Here is a 21,521-nt window from a genome sequence, read left to right on the forward strand (position 1 = left end):
AGGTCGCGCTGGCCAGCGGCGAAACGCTGACGGAAGTGCTGGCCAAAGCCGGCGCCGACCGCATCGACGCCTATCACGCGGTCGCCGCGATAAGCGCGCATTACAGCCCGCGCAAGCTGCGCGCCGGCCAGGAAATCTCGCTGAGCTTCATGGAGCTCCCGGAAGACGCCGCGGCACTCGACGGCGAGGCGCCCGCAAAATATCTGACCGCGATCACGCTCCAGCCCGACATCGAACGCGCGATCGAGGTAACCCGCGACGCCGATGGCAGCTTCAGCGGCCGCGAGACCATGCGCGAATTCACCGAAGGCTTCGCCCGCGCCGCCGGCACCATCGACAACTCGCTCTTCCTCGATGGCGAGCGCGCCGGCCTGCCGCCCCAGATCATCGTCGAGATGATCCGCATGTATTCCTACAGCGTCGACTTCCAGCGCGAAATCCAGCCCGGCGACAAGTTCGAGGTCTATTTCAGCCGCAAGTTCGACGAAAACAACACCCCCGTGAAAGCCGGCGACGTGCACTTTGCCTCGCTTTCGGTCGGCGGCAAGACGCACAAACTCTGGCGCTTCGATCCGGGCGACGGCGTCTGGGACTATTTCGACGAGAACGGCCAGAGCATGAAGAAGTTCCTGATGAAGACGCCGATCGATGGCGCGCGTCTCTCGTCGGGCTTCGGCATGCGCAAGCATCCGATCCTCGGCTATTCGCGCCTGCATGGCGGCGTCGACTTCGCCGCGCCGACCGGCACGCCGATCTATGCGGCCGGCGACGGCACCGTGACGCGCGCCAACCGCTTCGGCGGATATGGCAACTACATCTCGATTCGTCACGCCAACGGCTACGAAACGGCCTACGCGCATCTCAACGGTTTCGCGCGCGGCGTCCGCGCCGGAACGCGCGTGCGGCAGGGCCAGGTGATCGGCTATGTCGGCTCGACCGGCGCCTCGACCGGCCCGCATCTTCACTACGAAGTGCATCTGAATGGCAAGAAGGCCAATCCGCTGGCGCTGAAGGTGCCGACCGGACGCAAGCTCGAAGGGGCGCAGCTCGCCGCCTTCAAGGCACAGCGCGAGACGCTCGCCACGCAGATGGCCGAAGCCCCGACCACGACCCGCATGGCTCGGGCCGGCGCCGATTCCGACACCGCCAACTGAGCAGACCATCCGGACACGGATGATCCACGGCAGGGCCCTTTTTCCCCGTTTTTGACAGCGGAATCGGCAGCAGACCCCCCTCTGTCACGAAACTGTCATAAAACTGTCACAAAGGTCCGCGCGGCGCATTTATCCCCGCGCGACGGCCGACTTATCCCCGCATCGGCACCGAATTCGGAGACGATCCCGGAGACCTGCGCGTAGATATACGAGGAGACCAATTCGGCGACGCGGAAGGAGACAAATTCGGGGACGGGGACAGAGACAAATTTCGCACGTTTTTTGTCACACCCGCCGCCCTCCCCTCACGCCCGGTTGATCGATACCCCGCCATCGACCGGCATCGCCGCACCGGTGACGAAGCTCGATGCGTCCGAGGCGAGAAAGAGCGCGGCCTGGGCAATCTCCTCCGGCACGGCGATGCGCTTCAGCGCATGCAGGCTCTCGACAAATGCATGGGCTTCCGGCGTCTGAGCGGCCGCGCGTCCCATCGGCGTGTCCGTGCCGCCGACGACCAGCGCATTGGCGCGAATGCGCTGCACGCCATATTCGGCGGCGATGACGCGTGTGAGACCGACCAGACCCGCCTTGCTCGCCGCATAGGCCGCCATGCCGGGAAGCCCGACTTCATGGCCCACGATCGTCGAGGTGAAGACGATCGAGCCGCCGCCGCGCGCCAGCATGGCCGGGAGCTGATATTTGGCGCAGGCGAAAGCCGCGGTCAGGTTGACCTCGACCGTCTCGCGCCAGCCGGCGAGCGAGATGTCGGATGCCGGCGCCGTCTCGCCGAGCTGCCCGGCATTGTTGAGCGCGATATCGAGACCGCCGAAACGCCCGACGGCGGTTTCGGTGAGCGCGCGGGCAAGGCTTTCGTCGGCGATGTCGCCCGGACACGCAACGGCCTGGCCGCCATGCCCTTCTATCTCGGCGACGAGCGCGTCGAGTTCCACCGCGCGCCGCGCGGTGACGACGAGTTTCGCCCCCTGGCATGCAAACAGAAGCGCCGCCGCGCGGCCGATGCCCGAACTTGCACCCGTGACGATGGCAACCTTGCCTTCAAGAGCACTCATGATTTTCTCCTTCGCGTGTCCGTGTGGGGACGGCGAAGGTGAGGCGGCAGCGAGATGTTGTCTGGCCGGAAACGGACGCCGCACCGAACGCAGAAACAAAAAGGCCGCCGGAAATCCGGCGGCCTTTGTTTTGTAGGGGCGTGGGAGCGTCAGTGCACGGCGCGCAATCCCGGTTCGCCGCTGTCGCGCAAGCTGCCGTCGCGGCCGACTTCATGGCCAGCGATGACCAGGCCATCGATACCGGCCGAGACGGTGACGGTCTCGCCATCGGCGATCCGGCCCTGCAGGATCAGCTCGGCGAGCGGGTCCTGCAGCTGACGCTGGATGACGCGCTTCAGCGGCCTAGCGCCATAGACGGGATCGTAGCCGGCATCGGCGAGCCAGGTGCGCGCCTCGGCGTCGAGCCTGACGTCGATCTTGCGATCGGCCAGGAGCTTCCGCAGCCGACCGAGCTGAATGTCGACGATCGCGTCCATCTGTTCGCGCGTCAGGCGGTGGAAGAGCAGGATCTCGTCGAGACGGTTGACGAACTCAGGCCGGAAGCGCGAACGCACCGTATCCATCACCTGTTCGCGCACGGCCTCGACATCGCCGCCCTCGGCCAGATATTCGGCGCCAAGATTGGAGGTCATCACGATCATCACATTCTTGAAATCGACCGTGCGGCCCTGTCCGTCGGTCAGGCGGCCATCGTCGAGCACCTGCAGCAGCACGTTGAAGACATCGGGATGCGCCTTCTCGATCTCGTCGAAAAGAACGACCTGATAGGGCCGCCGCCGGATCGCTTCGGTCAGCGCGCCGCCTTCCTCGTAGCCGACATAACCGGGCGGCGCGCCGATGAGGCGCGCGACCGAGTGCTTTTCCATATATTCCGACATGTCGAGGCGGCAGATCGCCTGATCGTCATCGAAGAGGAAGCCCGCCAGCGCCTTGGTCAGCTCGGTCTTGCCGACGCCGGTGGGCCCCAGAAACAGGAAGGAGCCGATCGGACGGTTGGGATCCTGCAAACCCGCCCGCGCCCGGCGCACCGCGCGCGACACGGCCGAGACCGCTTCTTCCTGCCCGATGACGCGCGCACCCAGCGCCGCTTCCATGTGCAGCAGTTTCTCGCGCTCGCCTTCGAGCATCTTGTCGACCGGAATACCGGTCCAGCGCGACACGACCTGGGCGATATGCGCTTCCGTCACCGCTTCTTCGAGCATCGCGCCCTGCGCCTGCTTTTCGGTTTCGACCAGCTTCTTTTCGAGTTCGGGGATCACGCCATAGGCGAGTTCCGACGCACGCTCGAGACGGCCGGCGCGCTGCGCCTGCGCCAACTCGTGACGCGCGCCCTCCAGCTCTTCCTTGATCTTCTGCGCGCTGGCGAGCTTCGACTTCTCGGCCTGCCATGAAGAAGCGAGATCGGCCGACTTCCCTTCGAGATCGGCAAGTTCGGCTTCGATCTTCGCCAAGCGGTCCTGCGAGGCCGCATCCTTTTCCTTTTTCAGCGCCTCACGCTCGATCTTGAGCTGGATGACGCGGCGATCGATCTCGTCGAGCTCTTCGGGCTTCGAATCGACCTGCATGCGCAGGCGCGACGCCGCTTCGTCCATCAGGTCGATCGCCTTGTCGGGCAGGAAGCGATCGGCGATATAGCGATCCGACAGCGTTGCCGAAGCAACCAGCGCCGCATCGGATATGCGCACGCCGTGATGCAGCTCGTATTTTTCCTTGAGGCCGCGCAGGATCGAGATCGTGTCCTCGACCGTGGGTTCGTCGACGAAGATCGGCTGGAAGCGCCGCGCGAGTGCGGCGTCCTTCTCGACATATTTGCGGTATTCATCGAGCGTGGTGGCGCCGACGCAGTGAAGATCGCCGCGCGCCAGCGCCGGCTTCAACAGGTTCGAGGCATCCATCGCGCCGTCGGTCTTGCCGGCACCGACAAGCTGATGCATTTCGTCGATGAAGAGCACGATGCCGCCGTCGGAGGCCGAGATTTCCTGCAGCACGGCCTTCAGGCGCTCCTCGAACTCGCCACGATATTTGGCGCCGGCGATCAAGGCACCGAGATCGAGCGCCATCAGCTGCTTCTGCTTGAGGCTTTCGGGCACGTCACCATTGACGATGCGCAGCGCCAGGCCCTCGGCAATCGCCGTCTTGCCGACGCCCGGCTCGCCGATCAGCACCGGATTGTTCTTGGTGCGGCGCGACAGCACCTGGATGGTGCGGCGGATTTCCTCATCGCGGCCGATCACCGGATCGAGCTTGCCCGCACGTGCCTCCGCCGTGAGGTCGCGCGCATATTTTTTCAGGGCGTCATAGGAATCCTCGGCCGAGGCGCTGTCGGCGCTGCGGCCCTTGCGCACCTGCTCGATGGCGGCGTTGAGCGCCTGCGCGGTGAGGCCGGCGGTCTTCAGGATTTTCTCGGCTTCCGAGCCGGGCGTCAGCGCGATCGCCAGCAACAGGCGCTCGGCGGTGACGAAACTGTCGCCCGATTTCTTCGCAAGCTGCTCGGCCTGCTCGAAGAGGCGTGCCGTTTCGGGCGCGAGATAGAGCTGGCCGGCGCCCGAGCCTTCAACCTTGGGCATCTTCGCCAGCGCCGTCTCGACGCCGGTCAGCGCCTGGTCGGGGCGGCCGCCAGCGGAACGAATGAGACCGGCCGCAAGGCCCTCCTCGTCGTCGAGCAACACTTTCAGGACATGTTCGGGGGTGAAACGCTGATGGCCCGAGCGCAGCGCGAGCCCTTGTGCGGACTGAATGAAGCCGCGGCTCCGGTCCGTGTATTTTTCGAGATCCATGTGTCGTCCTTTCAAGCACGCCCCGGACGAAATCCGTGCGCCTTATCCCAATCCCGGCCCGGCCCTCGAAAGGCACCGGCCCCAACCGGATATTGGTGTTGCTTATCGGTCACACAAGAGGCAATCTCCTGCCAGTTTGTCGCAGAAACCTGCCGAATTCGTGAACAAAGGCAGCGGAAAAACAGGGCGGGCGAGGCATGGGAGACGGTGCGGCGATCGTGAACCTCTATCGCTACCCGGTCAAAGGGCTTTCGCCGGAGCCGCTCGACCGGGTCCGGCTCGAAAAAGGCGAGACCTTCCCGTTCGACCGCGCCTTCGCCATCGAGAACGGCTCGGCCGACTTCGATCCCGCGGCGCCGAAGCACTTCCCGAAGATCAAGTTCCTGATGCTGATGAAAAACGAGCGGTTGGCGAAGCTGAAGACCCGTTTCGACGACGCCACGACGACGCTGCATGTGACGCTGGAGGGCCGCGAACGCCTGGCCGCCAATCTGATGACGGCGGAGGGCCGCGCGGCGCTGGAGGCTTTCATGGCCGACTATATGGCGGACGAATTGCGCGGACCGCCGCGCCTTGCCCATGCACCGGGTTTTTCGCATTCCGACGCACCGGCGAAACTGGTCTCGATCATCAATCTCGCCAGCGTGCGGGCGCTGGAGGAGAAAATCGGCCGCAAGATCGATCCGCTGCGTTTTCGCGGCAATGTCTATCTGGAGGGGCTCGCCCCCTTCGAGGATCACGACTGGGTGGAGCGGCGCTTCCGGATCGGCGAGGCGGGCTTCAAGGGCGTTCACAAGACGGTGCGCTGCGCGGCGACCAATGTCGATCCGGTGAGCGGCGCCCGCGACATGGAAATCCCGGCCGCGCTGATGCGCCACTGGGGCCATGCCGATCTCGGCCTTTATGCCCATGTGAAATCGCCGGGCACGATCCGGCCCGGCGACAAACTCATGTTGGAAGACGCATAGCCCGAAAGTCAGTCGCCCGGTGCGACCTCGGGCGTCGTGACGGGTGCATCGCTGCCACCGCCTTCGGCCCGCGCTTCGTCGTTGCGGGGCTCGCCCTGCCCTTCGCCACGCGGACGGCGGCGGCGGCCCTGACGGCGGCGCGGCTGCTGGCCTTCGCCCTGCTCGCCTTGCGGCTGCTCGCCCTGCCGGTCCGCCAGCTGACGATCCGGCTGCCGGTCGTCACCCTCGTCGTCATCGCCGATGTCGGGATTCTGCCGGTGCTGACCGCCATTCACCTGACCGCCACCCTGCTGCCCATTGCCGTTGCCAGCCGGCTGGTGCCAAGGCTGGCCCGGATGACGCGGTTGCGGCTGATTGTCGGCCGTGAAATCGGTCTCTTCCTCCTCGTCCTCCGGCGGACGATAGGCCAGACTGCTCGGCGACCGGGTCTGCCCCTCCTGCCCCGTCTGGGCAGCCATCAGCAGCCGGTAATAGTGCTCTGCATGCTGAAAGTAGTTTTCGGCCATCACGCGGTCGCCGGCCGAGATCGCATCGCGCGCAAGCTGCTGATACTTCTCACAGACCGTCGCGGCCGTACCGCGGACCTTCACATCCGGCCCGTTGCTGTCATAGGCGCGGTTGGCCGAATGTTGCGGCCTGCCATTATTGCTGCGTCCACCGCGTCCGCGCGAGCGCTTGGCGTTGTTTTGCCCTTGCCTCATATGATCTGATTTCTCGTCATTGGTTACGCCGGAATCCTGTTCAAAGCCCGTCCGCCACTCCGGCCGCAGGGTCCGTTTCCGAACCGCGCGCCCGCGCGAGTGGACTTCCCCAGCACACACAGACTTCCGGCCTGATCGGCGCGGCCCGTTTGGATGCTAAGAAGTTCTGGCCCGGTATCCTTGCCCAGCCCCTGGGCACCGACGGATACGTTCGGGCGACTACCTTGTCCGGGCCACCTCAAGCGCCACCGAACCCTGCCCGATCAACGGATTTTCCGCCCCGGGCATATCCCTCTTCTCGGAAGACGGTCTTCATATCGGAGGAGGGGGTTCGAAGAGCGAGGCGATACCGGCTCGGCTCATTGTCCCTGTAACAAACCTAGCCGCTGAGACGCCGGATTCCAAACGATTTCTTTCCGTCCCGATAAAGGAAATTTCAGCCTTTGCGCCGTTTTGCGGGCGCCAACCCTGCGACAAGGACGCGCGGCACACCGGCCAGGTCCGCAACGGTGCGCGTTGTCGCGAATCCGGCCGCTTCGAAAAGCGCCGCCACTGCCGCCGCTTGGCCGATGCCGAGCTCGATTACGGCATGACCGCCCGGTTTCAGAACCGGCGGCAGGGCAAGGGCGAGCGCGCGATAGGCATCGAGCCCGTCGGCGCCGCCATCGAGCGCGCGACGCGGATCGTGGTCGCGCACATCCCGGTCGAGCGCGGCGATGTCGGCGCTGGCGATATAAGGCGGATTGGAAATCACCAGATCGAACAGACCCGCGACGCCGGCCGTCCAGTCGGCCTGCAGAAATTCGGCGCGCGGCACCAGACCGAGATCCACCGCATTGCGCTGTGCGACGGCGAGCGCATCGGCCGAAATATCGACGCCGAGACCGCGCGCATCGGCGCGCTCGTGAAGCACGGCCAGCAGCAGGCAACCCGAGCCCGTGCCGAGATCGAGGATGCGCGGCGCCTCGATCCCGCGCAGCAGATCGAGCGCGGCGGCAACCAGCGTTTCGCTGTCGGGGCGCGGATCGAGCACGGCGGGCGTGACCGCAAATTCGAGACCCCAGAATTCGCGCCGGCCCAGAATGCGCGCGACCGGCTCGCCGGCGAGACGCCGCGCCTCGAAGGAGGCAAGTACCGCCTCTTCCGCCGCGGTGATGAAGGCGCCGGGTTCGCGGATCATCTCGATTTCGCTCGCCCCCGTTACGCCGCGCATCAGCAGCCGCGCATCGAGCTCAGGCGTCGGAAGCCCCGCCTGCTTCAACCGCCAACCCAGCATCCGGGCCGCATGGTCGCGCGTATTCACGCCTCGTCACCAAGCGCGGCCAGACGTGCGGCCTGGTCCTCGGCCACCAGCGCCGAGATGAGTTCGTCCAGCGCGTCGCCGGCGACGATCTGGTCGAGCTTGTGCAGCGTCAGATTGATGCGGTGATCGGTGACCCGGCTTTGCGGAAAATTGTAGGTGCGGATGCGCTCCGAGCGGTCGCCGGAACCGACCTGGCCCTTGCGCTGCGCCGCCCGTTCGCGGTCGAGACGTTCGCGCGCGGCATCATAAATACGGGCCCGCAGGATCTGCATCGCCCGCGCCTTGTTCTTGTGCTGCGACTTCTCGTCCTGCTGCGCAACGACAATGCCGGTGGGCAAGTGAGTGATGCGCACGGCGCTTTCGGTCTTGTTGACATGCTGACCGCCGGCTCCGGAAGCGCGGAACACGTCGATGCGCAAATCCTTGTCCTCGATCTCGACATCGACCTCCTCGGCCTCCGGCAGCACCGCAACGGTGGCCGCCGATGTGTGGATGCGTCCGCTACCCTCGGTCGCCGGTACGCGCTGGACGCGGTGAACACCGGATTCGAATTTCAGCTTCGCATAGACGCCACGTCCCGAAATGCCGGCGATGATTTCCTTGTAGCCGCCCATTTCGCCCTCCGAGACTGAAATGATCTCGACCTTCCAGCCCTGCAGCTGCGCATAACGCTCATACATGCGGAAGAGATCGCCGGCGAAAAGCGCCGCCTCATCGCCGCCGGTCCCGGCACGCACTTCGAGAATGACGTTGCGTTCGTCGGCGGCGTCCTTCGGCAGCAGCATCAGATGCAATTCATGCTCCAGGCGCGGCAGCTCCTCATTGAGACGCATGACTTCCTCACGCGCCATCTCGGCCATGTCGCGCACGCGCAGAAGTGCCTCGGCATCTTCATATTCGCGCTGCGCGGCGTTGAGTTTGCCGATCGCCGCCGCGATGGGCGCCAGCTCCGCAAACTCTTTCGACAGCGCGACGAAGCGGTCGCGCGGCAGATCGGAATTCATTTCCGACTGCACCGCCTCGAAACGGGCAATGACGCTCTGGAGTTTTTCTTCGGGAATCATGTCGGACAAGGAACCTGGCGAATGAGGAGGCAAAAGACGGGAACGAAAACCGGCCTCGCTAGGCGCCGGCCAGCGCCTTCGGCTCGGCGGCCGCTTCGGCCGCTTCGCGCTCGGCGTCTATTTCCTTCGCCTTGGCCTCAACCAGTTCGACGAGATGTTCGACGATCTCCTCGTTGCGAATCTTGTGGTCGGTGAGGCCTGCGAGATAGACCATGCCCGCGCCCGCGCCGCCGCCGGTGAAACCGATATCGGTCTGCTCGGCCTCGCCGGGCCCGTTGACGACGCAGCCGATCACCGACAGCGTCATCGGCGTCGCGATATGGGCAAGACGCTCCTCGAGCACCTTGACCGTGCCGATAACGTCGAAGCCCTGCCGCGCGCAGGAGGGGCAGGAAATGATGGTGACGCCGCGATGGCGCAGGCCAAGCGATTTCAGAATGTCGAAGCCGACCTTGACCTCCTCGACCGGATCGGCCGAGAGCGAAACGCGGATCGTGTCGCCGATGCCGCTCCAGAGCAGCATGCCGAGGCCGATGGCGGATTTGACCGTGCCGGTCATCAGCCCGCCCGCCTCGGTGACGCCGATATGGAGCGGGCAGTCGATGGCCTCGGCCAATTGCTGATAGGCGGCGACCGTCAGGAACGGATCGGAGGCTTTGACGCTGATCTTGAATTCGTGGAAATCGTGATCCTGCAGGATGCGCGCGTGGTCGAGCGCGCTTTCGACCATCGCCTCGGGACAAGGCTCGCCATACTTCTCCAGCAGGTCACGTTCCAGCGAACCGGCATTGACGCCGATGCGCATGGAGCAGCCATGATCCTTGGCCGCCTGGATGACATCGCGCACCCGCGCTTCCGAACCGATATTGCCCGGATTGATGCGCAGGCAGGCGGCACCCGCCTGCGCCGCCTCGATGGCGCGGCGGTAGTGGAAATGAATATCGGCGACGATCGGGATTTTGGTGGCGCGGACGATTTCGCCAAGCGCCGCGGTCGAGGCCTCGTCGGGACAGGAAACACGCACGATGTCGCAGCCCGCTTCCTCGATGCGGCGGATCTGTTCGATCGTCGCCTTTGCATCCGAGGTCAGCGTGTTGGTCATGGTCTGGACGGAAATCGGCGCATCGCCCCCCACCGGCACCGATCCCACATGGATCTGCCGGCTGGGACGGCGCGCGATGTCGCGCCAGGGTCTGATGCTGCTCATGACTTCACGATCCGTCCGTTCACTGGACGTTATGCCGAAAAAAACCTGCAAGGCGCCGCGCATGACGCCGCCTTGCTCATCCTCATATCAGAATATCAGAAATGCGGCGTTTCCGTGAAAGCCGTCTATTCGACCGCCGTATCACCCGTAACGGTGTCCGCGACCGCGGGTTTCGGCATCCCCGCCAGCAGATCGGCCACATAGAGCGACTTGCCGGTCAGGACCAGTGTCGGCGGGCCGGCAAGGCCCAGCGACTGGCCATCGACCATCAGTTCGAAGGCGCTGGCATCGCGCGCCACGAGAATGACGCCCGGCTGGCTCGGCGCGCGATAGCTGTCGCCGGCCTGGAAAACCCGCTCGATCAGCACCTTGCCCGCCGCATCCTCGACCCGAATCCACGCGCCGCTGCGCCGCGCACGCACGACGACACGGCCATCGACATTCTCGGCGCCATAAGGCGTGCCGTCCGGCAAGGGCGGCAACACGGTCGAAATTTCCTCGGAAAGCGCCGCCAGTTCCATCTCCTCGACCGCCGCTTCGGCGGCCTCGGCCTCGGCTTCCTCGCCGCTGATGCGCGCCGGCTCGTATACGCTTTCAGGCGCAAGCACCGCATCGGCGGACGGCGCCGGCGCAATGCCTGAAACACGCACCGCCGGCACATCGCCCACGCCCGGCGTCGATGCCGAAGCGCTGTCGCCGCGCGGTGAAACGGCACTGCCCGGACCGGCCGGCACGGTTTCCGCGACCGGGCGCTCAAGCGTCGCCGGTCCACGCACGGCCATCATTTCGTCGGTCGATTTCGTCAACAGCCAGCCGCCATAGGCACCGGCCGTGACGACGGCCAGCACGATCAGGAACATGCCTTTCGGCAGACGCCGCTCTTCGGCCATGTCGGGGAATCCCGGATCGGCGATGATCGCCGCCACATCGTCCAGTTCAGCCTTGTAGCGTTCGACGACAAGGCGGCTGTCGAGACCGAGATATTCCGCATAGGAACGAACGAAGCCGATGGCATAGGCGCGCGCCGGCAAATCCGCGTTGCGGCCTTCCTCGATGGCCTCAAGCTGGCTGCGGCTGATGCGAAGGAATTGTGAGATCGAGCGCAGATCCTCACCGCGGCGCAAGCGCACATTGCGCAGTTCGGCACCCACCGTGTCGGCCGTGTCCGGCAATTCATTGGTGATGTCGCGCAGATGCAATCTGCGTCGTGCGTCCGGCCGCTCTTCGGTGGGCAGCATCGTGACCTTGTTCATCTGTTTAGGCTCTTCTTCCCCGAACGGAGCCATCCCGAACCGCAATTTTCTCGTCAAAGGGTACTGCGAATGACCGTCGGCGCTTGAAAACGACACACCGGCCCCCGAGCCGGTCCGACAACATCCACCCAATGCGTCTGATAGCCCAGAATAGAACAAAACTGTTGACAAACTGCAACCACGGAATGCGCCAAACCCCTTTTCCGGCCTTGGATTTCGGCCTTCGAGCCCGGACCGGGGCGCCCGCGGGCGCCCGCGCGCCTCAGATGGTCACGCCATGCGCTTCGGCAAAGCCGGCAAGCCGCTCGCGGACGCTCCGGTCGGGCAGATCGAAAAGCCCGTCCATAAAGGTCTCGAGCAGGCCGGTATCGAGCGAGCGGACCATCATCTTGACCGGGCCGACGGCGGCCGGCGACATCGAAATACGGCGAAAACCGAGGCCCAGAAGGGCCATGGCCTCGAGCGGCTTGCCGGACATTTCGCCACACAGCGTCAGCGGCGTCCCATGCTGCCGGCATTTGACGACAATGTGCCTGAGGAAGCTCAGCACGGCCGGGCTCAGAAAATCGTACCGGCTGGCAACGCGGGCGTTGCCCCGGTCGGAGGCAAAGAGGAACTGCAGCAGATCGTTCGAGCCGACCGAGACAAAATCGACCAGCGGCAGCAGCGAGTCGAGCTGCCAGGCCAGCGACGGCACTTCAAGCATGGTGCCGATTTCGAGCAGCGCCGGCCTTTCCTTGCCGAATTTGTCGAGCCGGGCCAGCTCCTTGTCGACAAGCGCCCGGGCGCGCTGGAACTCGCCCACCTCGGCGATCATCGGAAACATGATCCGGAGCGAGCGCCCGGCCGCCGCCGTCAGCAGCGCCCTGACCTGATGGCGCAACAGGCCCGGCCGGTCGAGGCTGATGCGGATCGCGCGCCAGCCCAGCGCCGGGTTCTCTTCCTTCAGCGCCGCGAAATTCATGTAAGGCAGCATCTTGTCGCCGCCAATGTCGAGCGTGCGGAAGACGACCGGACTGTCGCCGGCCGTATCGAGCACGGCGCTGTAGAGCTCGATCTGGTCGCGCAGGGAGGGCAGCGTCGAGGCGATCATGAACTGGAGCTCGGTGCGGAAGAGACCGATGCCCTCCGCCCCGGACTCATCGAGATGCGGCAGATCGACCTGCAGGCCGGCATTGACGTAGAGCGCGACATGCGCGCCGTCGCGCGTGATCGCCGGCTCGTTGCGGATCGCCTTGTATTGTTCCTGCTTGCGGGCGCGGAACCGCGCCTTCTCGGAGTAGGAAGCGATGATTTCCTGCGACGGGCGCAGATAGACCTCGCCGGTGTCGCCGTCGACGATGATCGCGTCGCCCGGCTCGATATGATCGAGGATGTCGGCGGCACGGCCGACGGTGGCGATGCCGAAGGCGCGCGCGACGATGGAGACATGGGCATTGGCCGCGCCCTCTTCGAGCACGAGGCCCCGAAGCCGCGTCTTGTCATAGTCGAGAAGCTCGGCCGGGCCCATGTTGCGGGCGATGATGATGGCATCGTTGGGCAGATTGGCCGACAGCGAGGCCAGCGTCACGCCGGTGAGCTGGCGCAGCAGCCGGTTGGCCAGATCGTCGAAATCATGCAGCCGGTCGCGGATGTAGGGATCGGCGGCGCGCTGCAGCCGCGCCCGCGTGTCGTTCTGCACGCGCTCGACCGCGGCCTCGGCCGTCAGGCCCGTGCGCACCGCCTCGAGCATCCGCGTCAGCCAGCCGCGGTCGTTGGCGAACATCCGATAGGCCTGCAGCACCTCGCGATGCTCGCCCGCATGGCTGAGATCGGCCGTTTCAAGCATGTCGTCGATCGAACCGCGCAGCGCATAGACGGCCTGCTCGAGCCGCTTCAATTCGAGCTCGGTGTCTTCGGCGATCAGCTTCGTCACATGGACGCGCGGCTCGTGCAGCACCGCATGGCCGAGCGCGATGCCTTCGCAAAAGGCCGTCGCCTGGATGTGGTACGGCACCTGGCGCGCCTGTTCCGGCGTCTCGAAGGCCTGCGGGTCGACCATTTCGCCGGCCGCGACGACTTCGGCCAGCACCATCGCCACCGTTTGCAGCGCTTCGACTTCTTCTTCGGTGTAGTGACGCTTGGTGCGGTTCTGCACCGCCAGCACGCCGACCACCTTGCCGCTCCTGAGGATCGGCACGCCCATCAGCGACTTGTAGATTTCTTCGCCCGTTTCCGGCCGGTAGGCGAAACCCGGATGCGATTGCGCGTCGGCCAGATTGAGCGGCCGGGCATGCTGGGCAATGTCGCCGATCAGGCCTTCGCCGGATTTCAGCCGCGTGCTGTGAACGGCGGTCGGCTTCAGACCTTCGGTCGCCGACAATTCGAGTTCGCGCGTCTTGTTGACCAGATAGACCGAGCACACCTCGGCGACCATGTTGGAGGCGATCAGGACGACGATCTTGTCCAACCGCTTTTGCGCGCTTTCCGGCTCGGCCATGACTTCACGCAGCCGGCGGAGCAGAATGCGCGGACCGCCGACGGAACCCGGCATCAGTCCGGATCCCGTTCGCTGCGGATGTGAGCGCGCAAAAGCGTCAACTTTCTGGCCTCCGTTAGCCGGCGTCGAGATCATAGGCCGTGTGCAGGGCGCGCACGGCAAGCTCGGTATATTCCGACGAGATCAGCACACTGACCTTGATCTCCGAGGTGGTGATCGCAAGGATGTTGATGCCCTTTTCGGCCAGCGTCTGGAACATCGTCTTGGCAACGCCGGCATGGCTGCGCATGCCGATGCCGATGATCGACACCTTGACGACATTGAGGTCGGTCTTGATTTCCCGGCAGCCGATACCGGCCTGCAGCTTGCGGATCACATCTTCGGCGCGCGTCAACTCGGCCTGCGGCACCGTGAAGGTGATGTCGGTGCTGCGGCCGTCATCCGAGACGTTCTGAATGATCATGTCGACATTGATGGCGGCATCCGCCAGCGGTCCGAACACGCGCGCGGCAACGCCCGGCTTGTCCTCGACCTTGACGAGTGTGACCTTGGCTTCGTCCTTCGAATAGGCGATGCCGCTTACGACCTGCTGTTCCAAGATTTCATCCTCGTCGCAAACAAGAGTCCCCGGTCCGGTGGCCTCGGGCCCATTGCCCTGTGCTGCATCGGGCGCATCGAAGCTCGAGCGAACCTGAAGGCGGACGCGATGGACCATAGCGAGTTCGACGGAGCGGGTCTGGAGAACCTTGGCGCCGAGCGACGCCATCTCCAGCATTTCCTCATAACTGATCTTATCAAGCTTTCGCGCCTTCGCAACGATGCGCGGATCGGTCGTGTAGACACCGTCGACATCGGTGTAGATGTCGCAGCGGTCGGCATGGATCGCCGCCGCAATGGCGACCGCGCTGGTGTCGGAACCGCCGCGCCCGAGCGTCGTGATTCGGTTGTCGGGTGCCAGTCCCTGAAAGCCGGCAATGACCGCGACTTCCTGGCGCGCGAGGCGCTCGATCAGCGCCGTGCCGTCGATTTCCTGAATGCGGGCCGCGCCATGGGCGTTGTCGGTGCGAATCGGAATCTGCCAGCCGAGCCAGGAGCGCGCCGACACACCGATGCGCTGCAGTTCGATCGACAGCAAGCCGACCGTCACCTGCTCGCCGGTTGCAACAATAGCGTCATATTCGCGCGCGTCATGCAGCGGCGCCATCTCGCGCGCCCAGGCAACCAGCTGGTTGGTGGTGCCCGCCATCGCCGAGACGACGACGGCAACCTCGTGGCCGGCATCGATCTCGCGCTTGACGTGTTGCGCCACGTTGCGAATGCGTTCGATATCGCCAACGGACGTGCCGCCGAATTTCATGACCAGTCTGGCCATTTTCGCTTCCATAATTCCGCGCCGCCGAGCCATGCCGGCGGCTGTCACCGTTCGCCGGCCCGACGGTCCACTGGACCGATCCGGCCGGAACGCCCTATATCATATCCAGAGGGAAGGCAGACCCGTGCCCGCCGGGCGCGGCCATACATACAAGCCTCGCCCGAACCCCGCAACCGGCGGAAACGGCCGGAAATGCCACAGCGACGCAAGGGAATGAGCCATATGGCCGAGCCGGCCGCCGACAAGACCCCGAAGGATGCGGCAAGCAGCGTCGATCCGGCGGAGATTGCCCGCTTTTCGGCCATGGCCGCCGAATGGTGGGACCCGGCCGGCAAGTTCCGCCCGCTGCACAAGTTCAATCCGGTGCGCCTCGCCTATATCCGCGCGCAGGTGAGCGCCCATTTCGGCCTCGACGCCCGGGCGCGGCGTCCTTTCGAGGGGTTGCGTTTTCTCGACATCGGCTGCGGCGGCGGCTTGCTCGCCGAGCCGATGGCGCGGCTGGGCGCCGAGGTGACCGCCGCCGACGCCGCGGAGAAGAACATCAAGACGGCGTCTGTCCATGCCCAGGAACAGGGCCTCGCCATCGACTATCGCTGCACCACGGCCGAAGCGCTGGCCGCGCAAGGCGAGAGCTTCGACGTCATCCTCAACATGGAGGTGATCGAGCATGTGGCCGACCGCGACATGTTCCTGAAGGATTGCGGGCGGATGGTGAAACCCGGCGGGCTGATGTTCGTCGCCACGCTCAACCGCACGCTGAAGGCGCATGCCTTCGCCATCATCGGCGCGGAATATGTGCTGGGCTGGCTGCCGCGCGGCACCCATGACTGGAAGAAATTCGTGACCGTCAATGAAATGGAAGCGGGCCTCGCCGCCGCCGGGCTCGATGTCAGGGAAATTGCCGGCGTCAGCTACAACCCGCTCTTCGACAGCTGGTCGCTGTCGGAAGACACCGATGTCAACTACATGGTGCTGGCAGCGCGGGCACAGAACAAGACGTGAAGCAGGGCCAGGGGGCAATATGACATATCGAACGGGGCGGTTCGCGGCCGCGTTTGCGGGACTGGCGCTGCTTGCGCTGGCAGGTTGCGACCGGAACGAGGAAGCGGTAGCGCCCGTGACCCTCAACGCCCATGAAGCAACGCTCTACGCGCATAGCTGCAGCACCTGCCACGAAGACCCGGCGACCGGCGCACCGCGGACGCACGATATCGAGGCCTGGACACCCCGCATCGCCAAGGGCGACGCGCAATTGCTCGCCAACATCATCGATGGCTTCAACGGCATGCCGCCGCTCGGCCAGTGCATCGAATGCACGGCCGAGGAATTCATCCGGCTGACACATTTCATGGCCGCGCCCGCCGGCGGGGAGACGAACGAATGAAAATCTCGCGCCGCAACATGCTCCAATTCGCGGCCAGCGCTTCGGCGCTGGCGGTGACCGGTCATATCCCGCCCCTGTTGACCCGTGCCTTCGCGGAAGAACCCCGCCGCGTCATCCCCTGGAAGAACTGGTCCGGCGGGCAGAGTTGCACGCCCGCTATCCGCATCGCACCCGCAAGCGAGGCGGAGCTTGCCGACATCGTTCAAAAAAGCGCGGCGCCCATCCGCGCGGTCGGCGCCGGACATTCCTTTTCGCCGCTCGTGCCGACAGAAGGAACGCTCGTTTCCCTCGATCGCCTGAGCGGCTTCGTCTCTCACGACGCGGCAGCGCATCGCGCAACCTTCAAGGCCGGCACCCGGCTCGGCGCCATGGCCTCGGCGCTTGCCGAACGCGACCTTGCGCTCGACAACATGCCGGACATCAACAAGCAGACGATTGCCGGCGCGATCGCAACGGCGACACATGGCACGGGCATCGAGCTCGGCTCGCTCTCGACCTTCGTGACCGGCCTGAAACTGATGACGGCGTCGGGCGAACTTGTCACGGGCGACGAGACGACAAGTTCCGTCCTCTTCAACGCCGCGCGGGTTTCACTCGGCGCCCTGGGCATCGTGACGGAAACGACGATGCAGGCCCGACCGCTCTACAAGCTGAAGCGCCGCACCTGGATTGCGCCCGTGGAGGAGATGCTGGAACAGGCGCCCGAGCTCTGGGCAAAGCACCGCAATTTCGAGTTCTATTACGTGCCCTATTCCGGCATGGCGATCGGCATCACGAATGACGAGACGGACGAAGCCGAAACGCCGGAGCCTGTGAACGAGGACGATGACGGGCTGATGCAACTGAAGCAGTTGCAGGACTGGCTGGGATGGTCGCCTGCGGTGCGGCGCTGGGTCATCCAGACAATCATGGGCGGAATGGACCCCGAGGAGCGCGTCGACTATTCACACAAGACATTGTCGGCCGAGCGCAATGTGCGTTTCAACGAAATGGAGTATCACCTGCCCCGCGAGGCGGGTCCGCAGGCGCTGCGCGAAATCATTGCAGCGATCGAAGACAACAATATCGAAGTCTTCTTTCCGATCGAGCTCCGGACCACCGCGCCGGACGATATCTGGCTGAGCCCGTTCTACCGGCGCGACAGCTGTTCGATCGCCGTGCATCGCTTTCATGAAGCGGACTACGAACCCTATTTCAGCGCCATAGAGCCGATCTTCCGCCGGCATGACGGCCGTCCGCATTGGGGCAAACTCAACACGCTGACCGCGAAGGACTTCGCAGCGCTCTATCCGAAGTGGCAGGAATTTCTCGAGTTGCGCGAGGACATCGACCCGGAAGGAAAATTTCTCAATCCCTATTTGAGGACGGTGTTCGGGATCGACGCTTAGGCCCCGCGCTCAATTCGCCCGACGCGGCGGTCCAACAGGCAACGGTGCCACCTCGACGCCTTCTTCGATCAACTCAAGCGCTTCGTCCGGCGTCGCCTCGCCATAAATGTCGTGTTGCTCGGTCTCGCCGTAATGGATGCGACGCGCTTCCTCGGCGAATTTGTCGCCGACATAGTCGCAGTTTTCTTCGACATGCTTTCTGAGCGCCAGCATCATCATGCTCATCTTCTGCGCGGCGTCGGGCACAGTGGAAATATCGCTGCGCTTCGCGCCCTTTTTTGTACCGCGTCCGAGCCCGGGCGCCATCAGCGCCTTGCGCACCTCGGCACTGCCGCAGACCGGACAGACGACATCGCCGGATGCCGCCTGCGCCTCGAAGCCGGCGGACGAGGGAAACCAGCCGTCGAACTCATGTTGATGTTCACAGAGAAGCGCATAGCGGATCATGATGACTGCCTCGCCGGCTTGATCGCCGGCAGCGCAAAAGCGCGGTCATGGCCGAGGCTTGGCACCCGGCCGCGCGCCTCGGCGATGCGGGTTGTGTCGATTTCGGCCAGCAGAACGCAGGGCGTGTCATGCGCCGCTTCGGCGACGATCTCGCCCCAGGGTGCGACGATGAGGCTGTGGCCGAAGGTTTCGCGGCCGCATTGATGTTTGCCGCCCTGCGCCGGCGCGAAGACATAGCAGCCGGTCTCGATGGCGCGCGCCTGCAGCAGCATATGCCAATGCGCCGCCCCGGTCTGACGCGTGAAGGCGGCAGGCACGGTCAGGAAATCCGCCCCCGCTTTCGCCAGCGCCCGGTAAAGATGCGGGAAGCGCAGATCGTAGCAAATGGTCATGCCGAGACGTCCCCAGGGCAGGTCGGCCACAACCGCCTGCTTGCCGGGTTCGAAATTCCGGCTCTCGCGATAACTCTCGCCGCCGGCCAGATCGACATCGAACATATGGATCTTGTCGTACCGCGCCGCGACGACGCCGTCAGGCGCAATCAGGAACGAGCGGTTGGCAAGCTTCGTTGCCGAAAGCTTAACCGGCAGCGAACCGATCAGCAGCCAGATCTTCCACTCCGCCGCCAGCCCGCGAAGCGCCGCGAGCATCGCGTCGTCCTTTTCGTCATGCGTATTGGCAAACAGCGCCTCGCTCTTCGTTTCGAGCAGCGAGGTCATTTCCGGCGTCATGACCAGATCGGCGCCGCCCGCGGCCGCCTCCGACACCAGCGCCGAGACAGCGGCGATATTGGCCGCAACATCGCATCCGGCGCGCATCTGCACGCAAGCGGCGGTGAATTTTCCGGAAGCGGTCATGACCCTATGCGGCCAGCAGGGCGTCGAGCTTGCCGGCAGCTTCGAGCGCCTGCAGATCGTCGCATCCGCCGACATGGGCATCGCCGATGAAAATCTGCGGCACCGTATGCCGGCCATGGGCACGCGCCATCATTTCGCGGCGCTTGTCGACATCCATGCCGACATCGATCTCGGTGAAGGCAACGCCCTTCCGCCCGAGCAATTCCTTGGCCCGGTAGCAATAGGGGCACATCATGGTCGTGTAGATCGTCACATCCGCCATCGCGGCACTCCGAAAACGGGGCCCGAACAAGGGCGGCCCGAAAAACGACTATATATCATATAGATATGCCACCGCCCGGGACAACCCGAGCCACGCAGAGCACCGAGACCTCGGCCGCCCCGCCGCGCTTCAGGGCCCGCGCACAGGCCTCCGCCGTGGCGCCGGTCGTCATCACATCGTCGACCAGCAGCACCTTGCGGCCCCGGACCTGCGCCGCCGCACCTTCGGCGAGTTGGAAGGCGCCAGCGACATTGCGCCGCCTGGCATCAGCCGTAAGCCCGACCTGCGGTCGCGTCGCCCGCACGCGCTGCAGCAGTTCCGGCATGTGCAGCAGACCGGTCAGCGCCGCCAGCCGCCGCGAAAGTTCGGCCGACTGATTGAAGCGGCGCAAAAAGAGCCGCCGTCGGTGCAGCGGCACAGGCACCAGCAGGTCGGCGTCGGCCAGCAACTCCGCCCCGCTGCGCGCCAGCCAGCGCGCAAAGGCGGGACCGACCTCCATGCGGTCGCCATATTTGAAACGATGGAGAAGCGCGGCACTGCGATCATTGTAGCGCATCACGGCACGTGCCCGTGCATAAGCGGGCGGCTGCGCCAGCGCCACCGCACTGACCGTCTCCGGGCCGGTGTCGAAAGCAAACGGCAGCCCCGTCACCGCACAAAAGGGCCGTTCGATAAAATCGGCCTCGCTCCAGCACCGCGCACAAAGGGCGCCATGCGCATCGACGCCACGCCCGCAGCCCAGGCAAAGCGGCGGCAAGGCGATGTCGGTGAACCGCAAGGCGCGCCGCAATCCCGCCGACCAGCCCGCTGAAATATCCGCTGCGATCCCCATGACGCCCCCGGTTTGACGCCAGCCTATCACGGCGCAGGCCTTGCGGGCGAAGGCGGCGCCCACCATGATGCCGCCATGTCAGCCCCCGCCCCCATGCGCATCTTCGACCGCAAGATCCATACGAGACACCGCGCCCGCGCCGCCGCCGGTTTCGCGAACCACGACTTTCTGGTGCGCCGCGCCGCCGCCGACATCGCCGAACGCATCGCCGGCATCAATCGCGACTTTGCGCTGGCGCTCGATCTTGGCTGCCACCAGGGTGCGCTGGCTGCGGCGCTGGCCGAGGCGAGGATGGAAGGAAAGCCTGGCAGACTCATATCGGCCGACCTCGCACCGGCCATGCTCGCGCATGCACCGGGCCTGCGCGTCGCCGCCGACGAGGAAGCATTGCCCTTTCGCGACGCGAGCCTCGACCTCGTGGTCAGCCTGCTTTCGCTGCATTGGGTCAACGACCTGCCGGGTGCCTTGATCCAGATCCGCCGGGCGCTGACGCCGGACGGACTTTTCATGGCGGCCCTTTTCGGCGGCGACACGCTGACAGAGTTGCGCCAGTCACTGGCAGAGGCCGAAATAGAATGCGAAGGCGGGCTCAGCCCCCGCGTTTCGCCCTTTGCCGACATACGCGACATGGGCAGCCTGTTGCAGCGAGCCGGCTTTGCACTGCCGGTCGTCGACACCGACCGCGTGGTGGTGCGCTACGCCGATCCGCTCAGACTGATGGCGGAACTGCGCGGCATGGGTGAGACCAACGCCCTGGCGGAGCGCCGCCGCGTGCCGATGCGTCGCACAACCCTGATGCGAACGGTCAAAATCTATCGCGAAAAATTCGGATTGCCGGATGGGCGCGTGCCAGCCACCTTCGAAATCGTGACGGCGACAGGCTGGGCGCCGCATGAAACCCAACCGAAGCCGCTGCGTCCCGGCAGCGCCGAAACGCGTCTTGCCGAAGCCTTGGGAACGAGCGAACGAAAGGCCGGCGAAAAAGCGGGGCGCTGACGCTTGA

Annotated in this window: 19 protein-coding genes (1 of these 19 cut by a window edge); 6 read left to right on the plus strand and 13 right to left on the minus strand. The window is 65.1% G+C overall.

Going from position 1 to position 21,521, the window contains the following annotated elements; all coding sequences use genetic code 11:
• Positions 1 to 1,154, plus strand: partial view of a peptidoglycan DD-metalloendopeptidase family protein gene (locus tag Q7V31_RS16960; RefSeq protein WP_304736055.1) — the 3' portion only. 355 nt of this gene lie to the left of the window's left edge; 1,154 of the gene's 1,509 nt are visible here — the last part of the coding sequence; the start codon falls outside the window, past its left edge; the stop codon is at positions 1,152 to 1,154.
• Positions 1,155 to 1,459: 305 nt separating this feature from the next.
• Here Q7V31_RS16960 and Q7V31_RS16965 read toward each other — a convergent pair whose 3' ends face one another.
• The gene (locus Q7V31_RS16965) at positions 1,460 to 2,224 is read right to left on the minus strand and encodes an SDR family oxidoreductase (RefSeq protein ID WP_304736056.1); all 765 of its coding nucleotides are present in this window, start codon (positions 2,222 to 2,224) and stop codon (positions 1,460 to 1,462) included.
• A gap of 149 nt (positions 2,225 to 2,373) precedes the next feature.
• Positions 2,374 to 5,001: an ATP-dependent chaperone ClpB gene (gene clpB, locus Q7V31_RS16970; RefSeq protein WP_304736057.1), complete on the minus strand. Its 2,628-nt coding sequence runs from the start codon at positions 4,999 to 5,001 to the stop codon at positions 2,374 to 2,376.
• Positions 5,002 to 5,198: 197 nt separating this feature from the next.
• Between clpB and Q7V31_RS16975 the strand changes: the two genes are divergently transcribed.
• A complete protein-coding gene (locus Q7V31_RS16975; RefSeq protein ID WP_304736059.1) occupies positions 5,199 to 5,969 on the plus strand; it encodes an MOSC domain-containing protein in 771 nt (256 codons plus the stop codon).
• 8 nt (positions 5,970 to 5,977) lie between these two features.
• Here Q7V31_RS16975 and Q7V31_RS16980 read toward each other — a convergent pair whose 3' ends face one another.
• The 7 genes from Q7V31_RS16980 to Q7V31_RS17010 form a co-directional block, all read right to left on the minus strand.
• Complete coding sequence (locus Q7V31_RS16980; protein ID WP_304736061.1) at positions 5,978 to 6,670, minus strand: DUF4167 domain-containing protein; 693 nt, start codon at positions 6,668 to 6,670, stop codon at positions 5,978 to 5,980.
• A 436-nt stretch (positions 6,671 to 7,106) separates the two neighbouring features.
• Positions 7,107 to 7,973: a peptide chain release factor N(5)-glutamine methyltransferase gene (gene prmC / locus Q7V31_RS16985; protein WP_304736063.1), complete on the minus strand. Its 867-nt coding sequence runs from the start codon at positions 7,971 to 7,973 to the stop codon at positions 7,107 to 7,109.
• Entirely contained in the window at positions 7,970 to 9,037 is a 1,068-nt protein-coding gene (prfA, locus tag Q7V31_RS16990) for a peptide chain release factor 1 (RefSeq protein WP_304736154.1), read from the minus strand. The genes prmC and prfA overlap by 4 nt, the downstream gene beginning before the upstream one ends.
• A gap of 58 nt (positions 9,038 to 9,095) precedes the next feature.
• Positions 9,096 to 10,244 (minus strand): flavodoxin-dependent (E)-4-hydroxy-3-methylbut-2-enyl-diphosphate synthase, encoded by a 1,149-nt coding sequence (gene ispG / locus Q7V31_RS16995; protein WP_304736064.1) that lies wholly within the window; start codon positions 10,242 to 10,244, stop codon positions 9,096 to 9,098.
• Positions 10,245 to 10,369: 125 nt separating this feature from the next.
• Positions 10,370 to 11,497 carry a helix-turn-helix domain-containing protein gene (locus Q7V31_RS17000; protein ID WP_304736066.1) on the minus strand — a complete coding sequence of 376 codons (1,128 nt, stop codon included), beginning with the start codon at positions 11,495 to 11,497 and terminating at the stop codon, positions 10,370 to 10,372.
• Between the two features lie 262 nt (positions 11,498 to 11,759).
• Entirely contained in the window at positions 11,760 to 14,030 is a 2,271-nt protein-coding gene (gene ptsP / locus Q7V31_RS17005) for a phosphoenolpyruvate--protein phosphotransferase (protein WP_304736067.1), read from the minus strand.
• Positions 14,031 to 14,091: 61 nt separating this feature from the next.
• Positions 14,092 to 15,348 carry an aspartate kinase gene (locus Q7V31_RS17010; protein ID WP_304736068.1) on the minus strand — a complete coding sequence of 419 codons (1,257 nt, stop codon included), beginning with the start codon at positions 15,346 to 15,348 and terminating at the stop codon, positions 14,092 to 14,094.
• Positions 15,349 to 15,570: 222 nt separating this feature from the next.
• Between Q7V31_RS17010 and ubiG the strand changes: the two genes are divergently transcribed.
• From ubiG to Q7V31_RS17025, 3 genes are read left to right on the plus strand one after another with little or no spacing between them, the layout of a single operon-like run.
• Positions 15,571 to 16,350 carry a bifunctional 2-polyprenyl-6-hydroxyphenol methylase/3-demethylubiquinol 3-O-methyltransferase UbiG gene (ubiG, locus tag Q7V31_RS17015; protein ID WP_304736069.1) on the plus strand — a complete coding sequence of 260 codons (780 nt, stop codon included), beginning with the start codon at positions 15,571 to 15,573 and terminating at the stop codon, positions 16,348 to 16,350.
• Positions 16,351 to 16,369: 19 nt separating this feature from the next.
• Positions 16,370 to 16,732, plus strand: coding sequence for a cytochrome c5 family protein (locus Q7V31_RS17020; protein WP_304736071.1), 363 nt, complete (start codon positions 16,370 to 16,372; stop codon positions 16,730 to 16,732).
• Positions 16,729 to 18,120, plus strand: a complete 1,392-nt coding sequence (locus tag Q7V31_RS17025; protein WP_304736073.1) for a D-arabinono-1,4-lactone oxidase — start codon at positions 16,729 to 16,731, stop codon at positions 18,118 to 18,120. The genes Q7V31_RS17020 and Q7V31_RS17025 overlap by 4 nt, the downstream gene beginning before the upstream one ends.
• A gap of 9 nt (positions 18,121 to 18,129) precedes the next feature.
• Here Q7V31_RS17025 and Q7V31_RS17030 read toward each other — a convergent pair whose 3' ends face one another.
• Genes Q7V31_RS17030 through Q7V31_RS17045 form a run of 4 tightly spaced genes read right to left on the minus strand, consistent with a single transcriptional unit; the run spans position 18,130 to position 20,518 of the window.
• Positions 18,130 to 18,567: a DUF1178 family protein gene (locus Q7V31_RS17030; RefSeq protein ID WP_304736075.1), complete on the minus strand. Its 438-nt coding sequence runs from the start codon at positions 18,565 to 18,567 to the stop codon at positions 18,130 to 18,132.
• Positions 18,564 to 19,424 carry a carbon-nitrogen hydrolase family protein gene (locus tag Q7V31_RS17035; RefSeq protein ID WP_304736077.1) on the minus strand — a complete coding sequence of 287 codons (861 nt, stop codon included), beginning with the start codon at positions 19,422 to 19,424 and terminating at the stop codon, positions 18,564 to 18,566. Before Q7V31_RS17035 ends, Q7V31_RS17030 begins: the two co-directional genes overlap by 4 nt.
• Positions 19,425 to 19,428: 4 nt before the next feature.
• Complete coding sequence (gene grxC / locus Q7V31_RS17040; protein WP_304736079.1) at positions 19,429 to 19,686, minus strand: glutaredoxin 3; 258 nt, start codon at positions 19,684 to 19,686, stop codon at positions 19,429 to 19,431.
• Between the two features lie 55 nt (positions 19,687 to 19,741).
• On the minus strand, positions 19,742 to 20,518 hold the full coding sequence (locus Q7V31_RS17045; RefSeq protein WP_304736080.1) for a ComF family protein: 777 nt from the start codon (positions 20,516 to 20,518) through the stop codon (positions 19,742 to 19,744).
• 75 nt (positions 20,519 to 20,593) lie between these two features.
• Here Q7V31_RS17045 and Q7V31_RS17050 point away from each other — a divergent pair, with 75 nt between their 5' ends.
• Positions 20,594 to 21,514 (plus strand): methyltransferase domain-containing protein, encoded by a 921-nt coding sequence (locus tag Q7V31_RS17050; protein WP_304736082.1) that lies wholly within the window; start codon positions 20,594 to 20,596, stop codon positions 21,512 to 21,514.
• Positions 21,515 to 21,521 lie beyond the last annotated feature (7 nt).

Origin of the sequence: Parvibaculum sp., from assembly GCF_030651915.1 — a bacterium.
In the GTDB taxonomy this organism is placed as follows: Bacteria; Pseudomonadota; Alphaproteobacteria; order Parvibaculales; family Parvibaculaceae; genus Parvibaculum.

What these genes read in the sequence shown, in the direction of transcription:
- ispG (WP_304736064.1), bottom strand. Translation starts at nt 10,244, where the DNA reads ATGAGCAGCATCAGACCCTGGCGCGACATCGCGCGCCGTCCCAGCCGG.
- Q7V31_RS17025 (WP_304736073.1), top strand. Translation starts at nt 16,729, where the DNA reads ATGAAAATCTCGCGCCGCAACATGCTCCAATTCGCGGCCAGCGCTTCG.
- Q7V31_RS17050 (WP_304736082.1), top strand. Translation starts at nt 20,594, where the DNA reads ATGTCAGCCCCCGCCCCCATGCGCATCTTCGACCGCAAGATCCATACG.
- Q7V31_RS16975 (WP_304736059.1), top strand. Translation starts at nt 5,199, where the DNA reads ATGGGAGACGGTGCGGCGATCGTGAACCTCTATCGCTACCCGGTCAAA.
- ubiG (WP_304736069.1), top strand. Translation starts at nt 15,571, where the DNA reads ATGGCCGAGCCGGCCGCCGACAAGACCCCGAAGGATGCGGCAAGCAGC.
- Q7V31_RS16965 (WP_304736056.1), bottom strand. Translation starts at nt 2,224, where the DNA reads ATGAGTGCTCTTGAAGGCAAGGTTGCCATCGTCACGGGTGCAAGTTCG.
- Q7V31_RS16980 (WP_304736061.1), bottom strand. Translation starts at nt 6,670, where the DNA reads ATGAGGCAAGGGCAAAACAACGCCAAGCGCTCGCGCGGACGCGGTGGA.
- ptsP (WP_304736067.1), bottom strand. Translation starts at nt 14,030, where the DNA reads ATGCCGGGTTCCGTCGGCGGTCCGCGCATTCTGCTCCGCCGGCTGCGT.
- clpB (WP_304736057.1), bottom strand. Translation starts at nt 5,001, where the DNA reads ATGGATCTCGAAAAATACACGGACCGGAGCCGCGGCTTCATTCAGTCC.
- Q7V31_RS17010 (WP_304736068.1), bottom strand. Translation starts at nt 15,348, where the DNA reads ATGGCCAGACTGGTCATGAAATTCGGCGGCACGTCCGTTGGCGATATC.
- grxC (WP_304736079.1), bottom strand. Translation starts at nt 19,686, where the DNA reads ATGGCGGATGTGACGATCTACACGACCATGATGTGCCCCTATTGCTAC.
- Q7V31_RS17045 (WP_304736080.1), bottom strand. Translation starts at nt 20,518, where the DNA reads ATGGGGATCGCAGCGGATATTTCAGCGGGCTGGTCGGCGGGATTGCGG.
- Q7V31_RS17030 (WP_304736075.1), bottom strand. Translation starts at nt 18,567, where the DNA reads ATGATCCGCTATGCGCTTCTCTGTGAACATCAACATGAGTTCGACGGC.
- Q7V31_RS17020 (WP_304736071.1), top strand. Translation starts at nt 16,370, where the DNA reads ATGACATATCGAACGGGGCGGTTCGCGGCCGCGTTTGCGGGACTGGCG.
- prfA (WP_304736154.1), bottom strand. Translation starts at nt 9,037, where the DNA reads ATGATTCCCGAAGAAAAACTCCAGAGCGTCATTGCCCGTTTCGAGGCG.
- Q7V31_RS17035 (WP_304736077.1), bottom strand. Translation starts at nt 19,424, where the DNA reads ATGACCGCTTCCGGAAAATTCACCGCCGCTTGCGTGCAGATGCGCGCC.
- Q7V31_RS17000 (WP_304736066.1), bottom strand. Translation starts at nt 11,497, where the DNA reads ATGAACAAGGTCACGATGCTGCCCACCGAAGAGCGGCCGGACGCACGA.